The 14,437-nt window shown below is 56.7% G+C and carries 13 protein-coding genes and 1 tRNA gene; 7 read left to right on the forward strand and 7 right to left on the reverse strand.

Translation table 11 applies throughout. The features are described from left to right. Positions 1-429 precede the first annotated feature (429 nt). Positions 430-1,251 carry a TauD/TfdA dioxygenase family protein gene (locus AVO44_RS16045; protein WP_068338893.1) on the forward strand — a complete coding sequence of 274 codons (822 nt, stop codon included), beginning with the start codon at positions 430-432 and terminating at the stop codon, positions 1,249-1,251. Between the two features lie 348 nt (positions 1,252-1,599). Here AVO44_RS16045 and AVO44_RS16050 read toward each other — a convergent pair whose 3' ends face one another. The 5 genes from AVO44_RS16050 to AVO44_RS16070 form a co-directional block, all read right to left on the reverse strand. Beyond that, the gene (locus AVO44_RS16050; RefSeq protein ID WP_068338897.1) at positions 1,600-2,118 is read right to left on the reverse strand and encodes a GNAT family N-acetyltransferase; all 519 of its coding nucleotides are present in this window, start codon (positions 2,116-2,118) and stop codon (positions 1,600-1,602) included. Beyond that, complete coding sequence (locus AVO44_RS16055; protein WP_068338990.1) at positions 2,115-2,669, reverse strand: helix-turn-helix transcriptional regulator; 555 nt, start codon at positions 2,667-2,669, stop codon at positions 2,115-2,117. Before AVO44_RS16055 ends, AVO44_RS16050 begins: the two co-directional genes overlap by 4 nt. Before the next feature lie 120 nt (positions 2,670-2,789). After that, complete coding sequence (locus AVO44_RS16060) at positions 2,790-3,806, reverse strand: Fe(3+) ABC transporter substrate-binding protein (RefSeq protein WP_068338901.1); 1,017 nt, start codon at positions 3,804-3,806, stop codon at positions 2,790-2,792. Positions 3,807-4,083: 277 nt separating this feature from the next. Further along, complete coding sequence (ykgO, locus tag AVO44_RS16065; RefSeq protein ID WP_068338904.1) at positions 4,084-4,209, reverse strand: type B 50S ribosomal protein L36; 126 nt, start codon at positions 4,207-4,209, stop codon at positions 4,084-4,086. Between the two features lie 90 nt (positions 4,210-4,299). Further along, positions 4,300-4,374: transfer RNA gene (locus AVO44_RS16070), tRNA-Val, on the reverse strand. 148 nt (positions 4,375-4,522) lie between these two features. Between AVO44_RS16070 and AVO44_RS16075 the strand changes: the two genes are divergently transcribed. Beyond that, a complete protein-coding gene (locus tag AVO44_RS16075; protein WP_068338907.1) occupies positions 4,523-5,383 on the forward strand; it encodes an N-formylglutamate amidohydrolase in 861 nt (286 codons plus the stop codon). Between the two features lie 2 nt (positions 5,384-5,385). Here AVO44_RS16075 and AVO44_RS16080 read toward each other — a convergent pair whose 3' ends face one another. After that, positions 5,386-6,639, reverse strand: coding sequence for a DNA polymerase IV (locus tag AVO44_RS16080; RefSeq protein ID WP_068338911.1), 1,254 nt, complete (start codon positions 6,637-6,639; stop codon positions 5,386-5,388). A 359-nt stretch (positions 6,640-6,998) separates the two neighbouring features. Beyond that, the gene (gene pyrF / locus AVO44_RS16085) at positions 6,999-7,703 is read right to left on the reverse strand and encodes an orotidine-5'-phosphate decarboxylase (protein ID WP_068338914.1); all 705 of its coding nucleotides are present in this window, start codon (positions 7,701-7,703) and stop codon (positions 6,999-7,001) included. A 159-nt stretch (positions 7,704-7,862) separates the two neighbouring features. On the opposite strand from pyrF, the gene AVO44_RS16090 reads away from it, so the two are divergent. From AVO44_RS16090 to msrQ, 5 genes are all read left to right on the forward strand, one after another. Beyond that, complete coding sequence (locus tag AVO44_RS16090) at positions 7,863-8,174, forward strand: hypothetical protein (RefSeq protein ID WP_233422004.1); 312 nt, start codon at positions 7,863-7,865, stop codon at positions 8,172-8,174. A gap of 135 nt (positions 8,175-8,309) precedes the next feature. After that, on the forward strand, positions 8,310-10,928 hold the full coding sequence (clpB, locus tag AVO44_RS16095; RefSeq protein ID WP_068338920.1) for an ATP-dependent chaperone ClpB: 2,619 nt from the start codon (positions 8,310-8,312) through the stop codon (positions 10,926-10,928). 91 nt (positions 10,929-11,019) lie between these two features. Beyond that, positions 11,020-12,366 (forward strand): dGTP triphosphohydrolase, encoded by a 1,347-nt coding sequence (gene dgt, locus AVO44_RS16100; protein ID WP_233422001.1) that lies wholly within the window; start codon positions 11,020-11,022, stop codon positions 12,364-12,366. 299 nt (positions 12,367-12,665) lie between these two features. Then, positions 12,666-13,568: a protein-methionine-sulfoxide reductase catalytic subunit MsrP gene (gene msrP, locus AVO44_RS16105; RefSeq protein WP_068338923.1), complete on the forward strand. Its 903-nt coding sequence runs from the start codon at positions 12,666-12,668 to the stop codon at positions 13,566-13,568. A gap of 4 nt (positions 13,569-13,572) precedes the next feature. Next, positions 13,573-14,187 (forward strand): protein-methionine-sulfoxide reductase heme-binding subunit MsrQ, encoded by a 615-nt coding sequence (gene msrQ, locus AVO44_RS16110; protein ID WP_068338926.1) that lies wholly within the window; start codon positions 13,573-13,575, stop codon positions 14,185-14,187. Positions 14,188-14,437 lie beyond the last annotated feature (250 nt).

The following is a 14,437-nucleotide window of genomic DNA, read 5'->3' on the forward strand; positions in this document are numbered from 1 at the left end:
TTGTTGCAACTCAACCCAAGACGAGCGTTTGCATATTCTTGCCCCCCCCCAAAGAGTTCTGGTCAGGTCGTCGCAATGTCACTTAAAACCTATAAGCCAAAGCTCGGGTCATTCTGACTGAAATCATGCGTGGAGGCTCTGACGGAACGCTCTGCTGCATAGCCAACGCCAGATTGCCGGTAGCTAAACCTGGGCGACGTTTGATCCCGGAGGTGTCATTGATCACTTCGCAGGATGGCCTATTGCAGGTCATCTGACTTGACGCTGAAGCCATTCAAATCAGCTCGCCCCACAAATCTCCGGTCTACGTATCACGGGTGTCTATCATCGTTTCCCGTCGCTCAATTCTGCGTTCCATTTAAATTAATTCAGTTTTCCCGATCTTTCATGATCCGCTACTTTGCCCTCAGCGGCACAAGGAGCGAACTAATGGATATTAGACCCCTCACAGGTAGTCTCGGGGCAGAAATCTTTGGAGCCGATATCCGAGACAGCAGCCAGTTCGAAAAGATCCACACAGCATTTGCTGAGCACTCCGTCATTATCCTCAGAGGGCAAAGCGCCAGCCCCAAGGACCACTTGAACTTTGCCCGCCGCTTTGGGCCGATCAACGTGAACCGCTTTTTCAAGCCGATCGACGGCTACCCCGAAATCGCGACGGTCTTAAAGGAAAAGGACCAGAAAGAAGCGGTGGGCGAAGGCTGGCATACTGATCATTCCTATGATCAGGTTCCCGCCATGGGTTCGATCCTGCATGCCATCGAGATGCCGCCTTATGGAGGAGATACGTTGTTCGTGTCTATGAGGGCGGCTTACGAGGCCCTGTCAGATTCTATGCGTCGGTTCCTTGATGGGCTTACTGCCGTGCATTCTTCGCGCCATGTCTTCGGTGCTGCCGCGCAGAATAGCGAAGCCGCCAAGAGCGGAAGGCTGGGAAATGCGGAAAAGGCCACCCAGGATGCACGCCACCCGGTTGTGATTACACACCCGCTCAGCGGGCACCGTGGGCTATTCGTGAACCCTGTTTTTACGACCTATGTCGAAGAGCTCAGCGCGGAGGAGTCTTCCGCAATCTTGGCGATGCTCTATGAGCATTGCAAACAGCCCGAGTTCCAGTGCCGTGTTCGTTGGCGGGAAGGTGATATTACCATGTGGGACAACCGGGCCACTTGGCACAAGGCGATTAACGATTATCACGGTTTCCGCCGTCTGATGCACAGGGTTACGGTGGAAGGCGTAGCCTTGACCTAGCAGCCACCTGCCATTGACTGCGACCGTGTGAAAAAAAGCCCGTGCGCACAGTAAGAATCCCGGTGCCAGTCGTTTTGCAGAGTTTACCCGATAACCGCACTTCGCGTTTTTTCATCCAAGGACGTTACCGACAAACAAGCTTTCTTTTTTACGAAGCCGGTGCGGCAACTGTTAGGCTGGTTTCAACCAGTTGCAGTCCTTTACCGCCGTAGACGCGTACAACATTGAGATTGCCTATTGAAAGTCGACGGCTCTTCTCGCTCAAAAAGAAAGTGATTGCAGGCGGCAGTGTAAGCCGCTGGGGAAATGGTATTCCTCTACAGCAGCCAATGCGCGCAGTGCCTCAGATCAGCAGAGGTGTTTGTACATATAGGTTGTCGGTTCCAGCTGGTCTTCGAACGGGTTGCGGCAAAAATTCGGTATCTCTCCGGCGATCTGAAAACCTAGGCTCTGATACAATAGGCGTGATGGATCTGAACTGCGCGTATCCAGCACCAACAGAGTGCGACCCAGAGCGACGGCACGATCCTCAAGCGCGACCATCAGGGTTCGTCCCAACCCTTGGCGTCTGGCATGTGGATGAACCAGTAGCTTGGCAACATCGGCGCGATGCGGCTGGTTCGGCATCGCCGCCGGGATGAGCTGCACCGTGCCTAAAACGCGTCCTTTGTCATGGGCCGCAAAAATATCCATCGCGCCGAAGTCCAGATTCGGGCGTACTTTGGTCCGCCAATATGCGTGTGACTGATCCAGCGTAAAGGGCAAGATAAATCCAACACTCGCCCCATCCTGCACACAGGCGTGCAGGATATCGGTGAGGTCACTCACTGCCGCGTCAAAGCCCTCTACGTCGAGACGCGAAATCATATCAGCACCAACAAATATCGAGCCCCACGCTCAAGCGACGTTTCAAATCGGGTTGAACCCGAAAGATGATAACGCAGGCAATCCCCGCCACTCAGATCGTGGGCAACGGCATCCACGGTCAGCGTTAAAGCGCCATCCAACATGATCAAGTGATGCTCCTGCCCCGGTTTTGGTGGCGCGTCGTACGAGATCACGGTACCCGGTGGCAAATGGCCCTCAACAACCTCTGCGCTGAGACCGTTGGCGGGCGGGGATACCGAGCGGCGGGTGAATCCGGTTTCCGGGTCACTCCATTCGGGCTGCCGCTCGAACGGGACACGCGGATCGAAACTGTCTTCGACCATCATAAGAAGCCGAGACATCGGCAGCCCATAGGCGGCGCAAAGTCTACCCAGAGTTTCGGCCGTTGGACTGACACTTCCCTTTTCTAAACGAGATAGCGTCGCGCGACTGATCCCGCTTTGGTCTGCCATCTGATCAAGGGACAATCCGTGGCTTTGGCGCAATTCACCAAGGCGTTTGGCGAGGCGGTTCGAGAGGTCATCCAGCATCATTCACATACGAGAAAAATTATCATAATTGAGATTATAGACAGAAAATAAATTCATATCAATAAGAAAGGGCGCAGAGAAACCTTTGCGCCCTTCCAACGTCTCGGGTTGAAAGTGGTCTTACTTCCAGCCGGCCTCGTTAAAGATTTTCTGGGCTTCGGGCAGGTTCTTGGCAACGTCGGACAGGCTTACCTCATCCGCGTTGAAGTCACCTAGTGCTTTGACCGAGTCTGCAAGCTCTACGCCATCGACCGCAGGGAACTCATCGTTGCCGGCCGAGAAATACTGCTGGGCCGAGTCACTGGCCAGGTATTCCAGGAATAGGATCGCGTTCTCCTTGTTTGGTGCATTTGCGGCAACACCGGCACCCGATAGGTTCATATGTGCGCCGGTGCTGTTCTGGTTGGGGAACACCCAGCCGATCGAGTCGATGTCCGAAGACACGCCTTTGACGTCTTTGCGGATGGCCCGCGCAAAGTAGTATGTGTTCGACACGGCGATGTCACATTCGCCTGACACCAAACCACGCAGCTGATCGGTGTCGCCGCCCTGCGGTTCACGCGCCATGTTGGCGACAATACCTTCGGCCCAGGCTTTGGCGGCCTCAGGACCGTCATGGGTGATGATGGATGCCAGCAGGGTCTGGTTGTAGGTATTTGTCGAAGACCGGATGCACACCAGGCCTTCATAATCGGGCTTTGCCAAATCGGCATAGGTGGCGGGCGGATTGGTCAGATTTTCCTTATCGTAAAAAATGATACGGCCACGTTGGGAAAAACCGAACCACTGATTGTCGCCGTCTTGCAGATTGGCGGGGATACGCTCTTCCAGAACTGCGCTTTCAACCGGTTGCAAAATGCCCGCGTTTTTGGCCCGCTCCAGACGCGAGGTGTCGACGGTCAGCAACACATCCGCAGGTGAGTTCGCGCCTTCGGCTTCCATCCGTGCGATCAATTCATCAGCCTTACCTTCGATACGGTTGATGGTGATCCCGGTCGCCTCTTCAAAATCGCTATAGAGGCGTTCGTCAGTATCGTAGTGGCGCGAGGAATACAGGTTCAATTCTCCCTCGGCGGCGACAGTGGTTGACATCAGCGCCAACAGAGCGGCGGTAGCGCAGGTAGAGGGTTTCAGCATCATATCTCTCAACATCGTGAATCGTTGCATTTATTCCTGAGTGAAACAGTCAATGATACGATTTTTCTGCGAATGCAAGTAAATCCGACAAAAAAACTTGGAAAAATGATTGTCGTCTTCAGACGCCAAGAGTCCAATGATCTGCACGTCCTTTTTGTCACGTCAGCTGGGGGCGGCGGCTTGCCGGTGCAGCAGCGTTGAAAACGTCAGGCATACTGTGCGCACAAAAAAACCGCACCCAAGGGTGCGGTTCCTTTGTTACAATTGTGCGTAAGTCTTAGCCTTGACGTGCTTTGAACTTGCGCTGCGTCTTGTTGATCACGTAGACGCGGCCTTTGCGACGCACAACCCGGCAATCACGGTGCCGGTTCTTGAGCGAGCGGAGCGAGTTCCTGACCTTCATGGGTCTGTCTCCAATCTGCGGCGCCTTCATCAAAGACGTGGCCAGCGCCTGGGTTAGCGGGTGCCCCGGATACCCGGAACAGTGAAACGATGGTGGGCGGTACAAGGATCGAACTTGTGACCCCTTCGATGTCAACGAAGTGCTCTACCGCTGAGCTAACCGCCCACGAACCTTTGCGTTACCCTGCCCCAAAACGAAATGGGGCGCAGAGACCCGCGCCGGTAGCGGGGTCTATAAAAGGACTCGCCAAGGGGTTCAAGGGGTTTGGCAGAACTATTTTCCGGTCTATGTTCGATCTGAACAAGGAGTCACCATGCAGAACATCCCCTATGTACTGGATATGCCGACCAGCCGCACATCTTGCGTTGTTTTTTCGTCTCCTCACAGTGGTCGGAACTACCCCCAAGCGCTTTTGAAGCGGACGGTTTTGAACGAAAGCATGATTCGGTCGTCGGAAGATGCCTTTGTAGACCAGTTGTTTTCTGCAGCGACCTTGTTTGGCGCGCCGATGATATCGGCCGTAATGCCGCGCGCGTATCTGGACCTTAACCGCAATGCGGATGAGTTGGACCCGGCATTGATACAAGGTGCGCGCCGCTCTGGACATAACCCGCGCGTCGCGTCGGGCCTTGGGGTGATTCCGCGCGTCGTGGCGAATGGGCGCGCGATTTATCGCGGGAAGCTGACCATGGATGAGGCGCGTCTGCGCATCGACACTTGTTGGCGTCCTTATCATGCGCGCGTCAAATCCTTGCTGAAGGAATCCCATGACGCATTCGGGCAGGCGATCCTGGTTGATTGCCACTCGATGCCGCATGAAGCTGTTGCGATGGTCGGCAGTTCAAAAACCAGCCGTCCGGATGTGGTTTTAGGGGATCGGTTCGGCGCGTCAGCCTCGGCTGAGGTTGTGGACAGAATCGAAGCAGCCTGCGTCGCCGCCGGTTTGAATGTCGCACGCAACGCGCCCTTTGCCGGGGCCTATGTCACCCAGACCTACGGCCGCCCCGCCCGCCATCAGCATGCGGTTCAGATCGAAGTTGATCGGGCGCTGTACATGGATGAAGTCAAAATAGAACCGAACGAGAATTTCGCGGCATTTCAGGAAACACTGCGCGATATCATTCGGGATATCGCCAGCATTGGGAATGAATCGCTGCGTCTGGCGGCCGAGTAGACTCAGCGCAGGGCGCGGCCTTTTACAATCGCATCGCTGCCAAAACGGCGTCGGATTTCGTCCGTTGCGCGCTCGGCCTGCGACCGCTGGGTCGCTGCAGGGTCCAGCAAATCGCCGGAGATGTCGGCCTGCGACTCGGGACACAGGTCTGACAGGCCAACCCCTAACAGGCGATATGGCCCTTGATCCCCGACCTGATCAAACAGCCCGCGGGCGGTGCGATACAGACGGTCTGCGATCTGCGTGGGGTCATGCAATGAGACACGTCGTGTGATGATCTTGTGGTTTGATCTCTTGAGCTTCAATGTGACGACCCGGCCAGCCAATCCTTTGGCCTTGGCGCGATCGGCAACCTTTTCAGCCATGCGCCAAAGATGACCGTCCAGAATGTCGAGGCTGGCCGTATCCTCGAAAAAAGTGGTCTCATTGCTGATGGATTTCATCGGCTCATGGGCCGAGACGCGCCTTTTGTCCTGCCCGCGCGCCAAGTGCCACAGCCGATAGCCCATGGAGCCGAACCGTGCTGTCAGCGCCTCCTGATCCCAGCGCAGCAGATCGGAGAAGCTGCGGATACCCGCACGATCAAGAGACGCCTGCGCAGCGGGCCCGATACCCCAGATCAGTCGAACGGGTTTGTCATGCAGAAACTCGGCGGTTTCGACCTTGCCGATCACCGAAAACCCGCGCGGCTTGTCGAGGTCCGAGGCGACCTTGGCCAGGAACTTGTTATGTGACAACCCAATCGAGCCGGTCACACCCAGTTCATCTTTCATCCGCTTTACCAGTCGCGCCAGCATCACGGCAGGCGGGGCACCGTGCAGGCGTTGGGTGCCGGACAGGTCCATGAAAGCTTCGTCCAGCGACAGGGGTTCAACGACTGGGGTCAGCTCGTCCATCATTTTACGAATCTCGCGTGAGACCTCGGCATAGACAGACATGCGCGGCTTGATAACCACAGCATCTGGGCAAAGCTGGAGGGCTTTGAACATTGGCATGGCCGACCGTACCCCACGGATTCGCGCAACGTAGCAGGCGGTGGAAACCACTCCGCGACGGCCGCCACCGATTATTACGGGTTTGTCAGCCAGTTCCGGATTGTCGCGTTTCTCGACCGAGGCATAAAACGCATCGCAATCCATATGCGCGATGGACAGGTCGAAAAGCTCGGGGTGCATCTGGACGCGCGGGCTGCCGCAAGCAGGGCAGCGCCGTTCATCCGTCAATGTGGTCAAGCAATCTCGGCAGAGACCGGGCATGTAGTTTTCCCGCCTTCCGTGCGATCCCGTCAGCGGTTTGCATATACCAACCGCCACGGATGCGCAAAGAGTTGGCGCGTATAGACATCATAGTCTTTGTTCAGAAGAAGACCCCCCGCGAAGTGGCGGGGGGAGGTAACGGACCACAGGAAGAAACGGTCCGCGGGGAGTATTACCTGTCTAGAATCGCTAAAAAACGGGGGTTTCGATAGCGCCTAGGTCACACTTGGAAAACTCGTGTTTTGCCTGTGTGTTTTGGGGCACAGGGACGAATTGGGGGCAGTCCGTAGAAAAGTGACGCAAGGTCAACTGGTTGCAGGGCGATTCAGCGCGGAATCCCGCCAGTTTTGTTTGGCGTTTCAGTGCCGTGTCAAGGAATTTAACTCAGCAAGAACCGCCTCTGCCGCGGCCTTTGGATTCTCTGCCTGATAGATCGGACGCCCGACAACGATATGGTCCGCGCCATCGCCGATTGCACTGGCGGGTGTTGCGACGCGTTTCTGATCGCCTAATGCCGCACCGGCCGGGCGCACACCGGGCGTCACGATCAGACGGCCTTCGGCTTGGGGCAGGGCGCGGACCAGGGCAGCTTCGCGGGGGCTGGCGATGACGCCATCGGCACCGGCCTCAAGCGCGCGGGCCGCCCGTTCTACCACCAGCTCTTGCACGTCGCCGTCTTTCATCAGACAGGCATCCAGATCCTCGCGGTTTAGCGAGGTAAGGATGGTGACGGCCAGAATCTTCAAATCTTTGCCCGAAGCGCCCTCTTTCGCTGCGCGCACCACGTGGGGGTCGCCATGAACGGTCAAAAAATCCAGATCGAACTGCGCCAACCCGCGCACCGCATTCTCTACCGTATTGCCGATGTCGAACAGTTTCATGTCCAGAAAAATGCGCTTGCCGTAATCTTGCTTGAGTTCGTTCGCCAAGGCCAATCCGCCGCCGGTCAGCATTCCCAGCCCGATTTTGTAGAAGGACACGGTATCCCCCAGACGCTCAGCCATGGCCAATCCCTGCAGGGCGTTTGGAACATCTAGGGCAACGATCAGGCGGTCATCGGACATCGGGCAGGCTCCTTTTTGGCAAACGCCTGCGTCCTAGCGGGTTCCGCGCCCGCTGTCCATGCAGGACAGTCCTGCGATCAAGATCAGGCAGATAGGAACAGATTGTGTTATGCTGCCGGTTGCTAAGCGCGACTAACGGATGGGGAGAGCATGAGACAAGTGTTGATAGCAGGACTCCTGATGGCTCTGGCGGGATGTCAGGATACATCACCGCAAAGCGGGGAATCGAACACGGTCACCGGACCGCCACCCAACGATGATTTGCGCTTCGTGCGCGGGTATCGATCTGGCGATGACGACTGTCAGCTGACCGGAGAAACGGCGTTTACGGTCAATTTTCTGGATGACGCTGCAGACTTGGTTTCCTGTCCGACGGGCAGTGATGCAGACCGGTCATTGGTCGAAATGTACCCTGCGCGCGAAGTGGCGCAAACCGGCGGCTATACGGTTTACTCGATCCCGCGCCAATAGGCCGTTTGGGCGCGAATCTGAGATTTAGACACTTGAACGAACGAAGATATTTCCCAGATTGGAATCGAGGCCCAGTTCGACGCGTGCCGCCAAGCGGGCGCGTCACACCTAGGGCGCTTTGAAAAGGAGAATACAATGGACTTGAACAAGTTCACCGAGCGGGCACGGGGTTTCGTGCAGGCCGCGCAAACAATTGCTTTGCGCGAGGGGCACCAGAGGCTGGAGCCCACACATATACTCAAGGCATTGATGGATGACGATCAGGGGTTGGCAAGCAATCTGATCACACGCGCGGGCGGCGCACCCACCCGTGTGGTTGAATCGTTGGATGCCGCGATGGGCAAGATTCCGAAAGTCAGCGGTGACTCCGGTCAGATTTACATGGACGGCCAGACAGCCAAGGTTCTGGACGAGGCGCAGAAGATCGCCACCAAGGCGGGCGACAGTTTTGTACCGGTCGAGCGTGTTCTGATGGCGCTGTGCATGGTGAAATCCAAGGCCAAGGAGGCGTTGGAAGCCGGTGCCGTATCCGCGCAAAAGCTGAACGAAGCGATCAACGACATCCGCAAAGGGCGCACCGCGGATAGCGCGTCTGCGGAAGAAGGCTATGACGCGCTGAAGAAATATGCGCGCGATCTCACCGAGGCCGCTGCTGAGGGCAAGATCGACCCGATCATCGGGCGGGATGAGGAAATCCGCCGCTCGATGCAGGTTTTGTCGCGTCGCACTAAGAACAACCCGGTTCTGATCGGTGAACCCGGCGTCGGTAAAACCGCAATTGCCGAAGGCATGGCCCTGCGCATCATTAACGGTGACGTGCCGGAATCGCTGAAGGACAAGAAGCTGCTGGCGCTCGACATGGGTGCGCTGATTGCTGGCGCGAAATACCGCGGTGAGTTCGAAGAGCGTCTCAAGGCCGTTCTGACCGAAGTGACCGAGGCCGCCGGAGAGATTATCCTGTTCATCGACGAGATGCACACGCTGGTCGGTGCCGGCAAATCCGACGGCGCGATGGATGCCGCCAACCTGATCAAGCCTGCGCTTGCCCGAGGTGAACTGCATTGTATCGGCGCAACCACACTGGACGAGTACCGCAAATACGTCGAAAAAGACGCGGCCCTTGCGCGCCGGTTTCAGCCCGTCATGGTGCAGGAACCGACGGTCGAGGACACGATCAGCATTCTTCGCGGCATTAAGGAAAAGTATGAGCTGCACCACGGTGTGCGCGTGTCGGACTCGGCGCTCGTGGCAGCGGCGACGTTGTCGCATCGCTATATCACCGACCGTTTCCTGCCGGACAAAGCGATCGACCTGGTCGATGAGGCAGCTTCGCGGTTGAGGATGGAGGTGGACTCCAAACCCGAAGAACTCGATCAGTTGGATCGCCAAATCCTGCAGATGCAGATCGAGGAAGAGGCGCTGAAGCTTGAAGATGACGCGGCCTCGAAGGATCGACTGGAAAGCCTGCAAAAGGATCTGGCCGAACTGCAGGAGAAATCCGCTGAGATGACTGCCCAGTGGCAGGCAGAACGCGACAAGCTTGCCGGTGCTCGCGATCTGAAGGAACAGCTCGACAAGGCGCGTGCTGATCTGGAGATCGCCAAGCGGGAAGGCAACCTCGCCAAGGCAGGGGAGCTGTCTTATGGCGTCATCCCCGAGCTTGAGAAAAAGCTGACCGAAGCCGAAAGCCAGGAAAGCAACGCCATGATGGCCGAGGAAACGGTGCGTCCGGAACAGATTGCGTCCGTTGTCGAACGCTGGACTGGTATCCCGACGTCGAAGATGCTGGAAGGCGAGCGTGAGAAGCTGCTGCGGATGGAAGATGATCTGCATTCCCGCGTGATCGGTCAGGATGCGGCGGTGACCGCCGTGGCCAATGCGGTGCGCCGTGCGCGGGCGGGTTTGAACGACGAGAACCGCCCGCTGGGTTCGTTCCTGTTCCTCGGACCAACTGGTGTGGGTAAGACCGAGCTGACCAAAGCGGTGGCGAATTTCCTGTTCGACGACGACAACGCGATGGTCCGCATCGACATGTCCGAATTTATGGAGAAACACGCAGTTGCCCGTCTGATTGGTGCCCCTCCGGGCTATGTCGGGTATGATGAAGGCGGTGTGCTGACCGAAGCCGTACGGCGCAGGCCCTATCAGGTCGTGCTGTTTGACGAGGTCGAAAAGGCGCACCCGGATGTGTTCAACGTGCTGTTGCAGGTTCTCGACGATGGTGTTCTGACCGATGGTCAGGGTCGCACCGTGGATTTCAAGCAGACGCTGATCATCCTGACGTCGAACCTTGGGTCTCAGGCGCTGAGCCAGTTGCCCGAAGGCGCCGACAGCGCGCAGGCACGGCGGGATGTGATGGATGCGGTCCGGGCGCATTTCCGGCCAGAGTTCCTGAACCGTCTGGACGAGACCATCATCTTTGACCGGCTCAAGCGGGCCGACATGGATGGCATCGTCGATATCCAGATGGCGCGTCTGCAAAAACGTCTGGCTGCCCGCAAGATCGAGCTGGCCCTGGATGATAGCGCAAAGGAATGGCTGGCGAACGAAGGCTATGATCCGGTGTTTGGCGCGCGTCCATTAAAACGTGTGATCCAGCGTGCCTTGCAGAACCCGCTGGCCGAGGCGTTGCTGGCTGGCGAGATCAAGGATGGTGAGACCGTCCCGGTCAGTGCCGGGGCCGACGGTTTGATCATCGGCGACCGGTTGGGTACGTCAGAACGCCCGCGACCGGATGATGCCGTGGTGCACTAAGCGCTCTTAAACGAACATGAAACCCGCCCTTTCCCAGGGCGGGTTTTTCTGTCACGAACCCTCTGAAATTGTTGGAAAGGAAGTCTTCTGCATGGCGAAAATGAATTGGGCGCAGTTGTTGAATACGGATACCTACGACAACAAACAGGAACAGGCCGAGCGCCCATCATATGTAATTGCCGCAGACAGGATCACCTTTTCTGCCCCGTTCCGCCGATTGGCGAACAAGACGCAGGTCCATCCGCTCTATGACAATGATCATCTGCGCCATCGCCTGATCCATTCCGAAGAAGTGGCAAGTGTTGGCCGGTCCATTGGGATGCAGGTCGGTGTTTGGTTGGCCGAGGAAAAGTTCATTGCTCCCGAGGATGCCCATAAAGTGGCGGGCGTCGTGCAGGCGGCCTGTCTGGCTCATGACGTCGGAAATCCGCCTTTCGGGCATTCCGGCGAAGAGGCGATTGGCAAGTGGTGTTCAGATAAACTCCGCGGAGATTCACCCGTCTTAATGGGAATCGCGGAGGATCGCTGGCAGGAGTTCGAGAAATTCGAAGGCAACGCGCAGGGCTTTCGCATCCTGACCCGGCTGGAGATGTACCGGAACCAAGGGGGTATGCGCATGCCCAATGCGGTTCTGGGGGCATTCATGAAATACCCGATGGGGGCCGAGACCTCGAAACGATTCAAGGACAAGCTGGCTCAACCCTATGTTGGGGCCAAGAAATTCGGGTTCTTTGAAACTGAGCGGGCGTATTTCACGCAAGCAGCTCAGGCGATGGGATTGCCCGAGGCGCAGGGCCCCGACGGCCAAAGCTGGTGGCGGCGGCACCCGCTGGTCTATCTGGTCGAGGCAGCCGACGACATCTGCTATAACATCGTCGATCTGGAGGATGGGTATTCGGCGGGCGACCTGTCTTTTAAAGAAGTTCAGGGTCTTTTGTCCGCCTTCGCCAATAGCCCAAGCAGCAATCAGGGCGGCTATAGCAAGTTCGAAGAAATCAGCTATTTGCGCGCCCGTGCCATAGGCGCCGCTATCACAGCCTGCGTTGATGCCTTCAAGGCAAACCACGCCGCGATTCTGGATGGTAGCTTCTCGGATTCGCTTATCGGTGTGTCTAGCCGCGCCAAAGACTTTGCCAAGATTGAGAAACTGGCGCGAGAGCAGCTTTTCAAGGCGCCGCGCAAGACCCGGCTTGAAGTCAAGGGCCGCAACGTGATCCGAAAGGTGCTGGATGGCCTATGCCCGGTGTATGAGGAGCTTGCCCAACGCAATTGGCAGCAGGATGAACTGCCGGACTACGAGCGGCAACTTATTAATGCTGTCAAATTGGATCTGCGCGACGTCGTTGATGCGTATACCGCTTTGCATTCCCTGACCGACTTTGTTTCGGGCATGACTGACAGATACGCGGTGCAGATTTCAGACATGCTGTCGGGCTGAGGCACTCTGAAAGCTGATTCAAAGGTTGATTCAGTCGGTGAGACGGCACCAGTTTCTGTTCAAAGGCCGGGCATTGACCCATTAGCGAATGCTCCGCTGCTGCTGGCAGAAATAGTCCCGCGACTGTGTTTATCTGCTTGACCTGTGCACAATGCGCTGAGCCGTTTGCCCAACCTGAATAACGCTGGGAAAAGCGCGAGCGTTACAATCTCGTCTCTGAATCGTTACGCCTGTTTTCTTGGTGCTGTGGTATCAGCGGACTATCTCGTACAATAGCAAGCTTGACGACGGAGACACACATGGCGCATCGCTGGACCAACACATTGACACATGCAGACGTTACCCCACGGGCGGCGTTCCTGAACCGGCGTCAGGTCATGGCCGGGCTGGCGGGTGTCGGGCTGGCTCATTTGGCACAAGGTGCCTCGGCGCAAGAGGCGTTGGAGCCCAACGCCTGGGAAGAGATCACCTCGTACAATAACTACTACGAGTTTGGCACCGGAAAGGATGATCCGGTAAGATACGCGCATGCGCTGACCACTGAGCCGTGGAGCGTCAGGATTGACGGTCTGGTCGACAATCCCGGCGATTATGACTTCAAAGACATCATGTCCGAGATGACGGTCGAAGAACGCATATACCGTTTCCGATGCGTCGAGGCGTGGTCAATGGTGATTCCGTGGAACGGGTTCGAACTGGCCGACCTGCTGAACATGGCGGGTGTTCAGGAAGGCGCCAAATACGTGGCCTTCGAAACTGCCCTGGTTCCAGATGAGATGCCCGGAGTGCGCTATCCGGTTCTGGACTGGCCCTATCGCGAAGGTCTACGCCTAGACGAGGCGATGCATCCCCTGACAATGATCGCTACCGGCATATACGGTCGCCCAATTCCCAACCAGAACGGCGCACCGCTGCGTTTGGTCGTTCCGTGGAAGTACGGATTTAAGTCGATCAAATCGATCGTGCGGATTACCGTCACGGATGTTGAACCTCCGACTAGTTGGAATATGGCAAACCCGCGCGAGTACGGCTTTTACAGCAATGTGAACCCGAATGTGGATCACCCGCGCTGGTCTCAGGCGTCGGAGCGAAAAATCGGGGGTGGCCTGTTCGCCAAGCGTGTTCCGACGCTCATGTTTAACGGCTACGAGAAAGAGGTCGCAGGGCTGTACGAGGGTATGGACCTGACGAAGTTCTATTGAACCCATGCAACGCGTGAATCAGACATTGCGTCAGCTTCCTGTCTGGGTCGTCTATTTGCTTGGGGCGCTTCCGGCGCCCTGGCTTTTTTATCAGGGGCTGACCGGCGGCCTGGGCGTAGATCCGATTGAAGCGCTGGAACATCGATACGGAGAGTTAGCGCTCCAGCTGTTGATCGCCGTTCTGGCGATTTCGCCTTTGCGCCGGTTTATTGGGGTGAACCTGCTGAAATTTCGTCGCGCCCTTGGTGTTCTGACCTTTGCCTATGTCAGCCTGCATCTTTTGGTCTGGTTGGTGCTGGATGTTCAGGTGCCCAGCCAGATCTGGGCCGATATCGTGAAACGCCCCTATATTACGGTTGGCATGGTCGCCTTTGTGTTGATGATCCCGTTGGTGGTGACATCGAACAACCTGTCTGTTCGCAAGCTGGGCTCACGCTGGCGCAATCTGCAACGTCTTGTATTCCCGGCGGCTATTCTGGGTGGGCTTCATTACGTCATGCTGGCCAAGGGTTTTCAGGTCGAGCCGTTGATTTATCTGTCTCTGATCATCGGGCTTTTGCTTCTTCGTGTGCCGTTTCCCCGGCTTCTGACGCGTCTTCGCCGGGCCGATTCCGCCTGAACCAAAACTGAGTCTGTGGGTAACTCTGTTTAAATGCCGTAACTTGGCGTTTCACACTGCATGTGCTTAAAAGCGTGTGACGGATTATTTTCTTAAGTAACTGTTTATAATAAGAAAAACACTGAACGGCGATTTTTTTCCTGAATCTCGAATTTTCTGCTTGCGGTGTGTGAGAGTAATACTTAGAACCCCCTTCACCGGCGCTGCTGAGGCGGTTGTTGGGTCGCTGGAGACGGCGGAGACGCACTGG

It is taken from the genome of Ruegeria profundi (assembly GCF_001507545.1).
Lineage (GTDB): Bacteria > Pseudomonadota > Alphaproteobacteria > Rhodobacterales > Rhodobacteraceae > Ruegeria > Ruegeria profundi.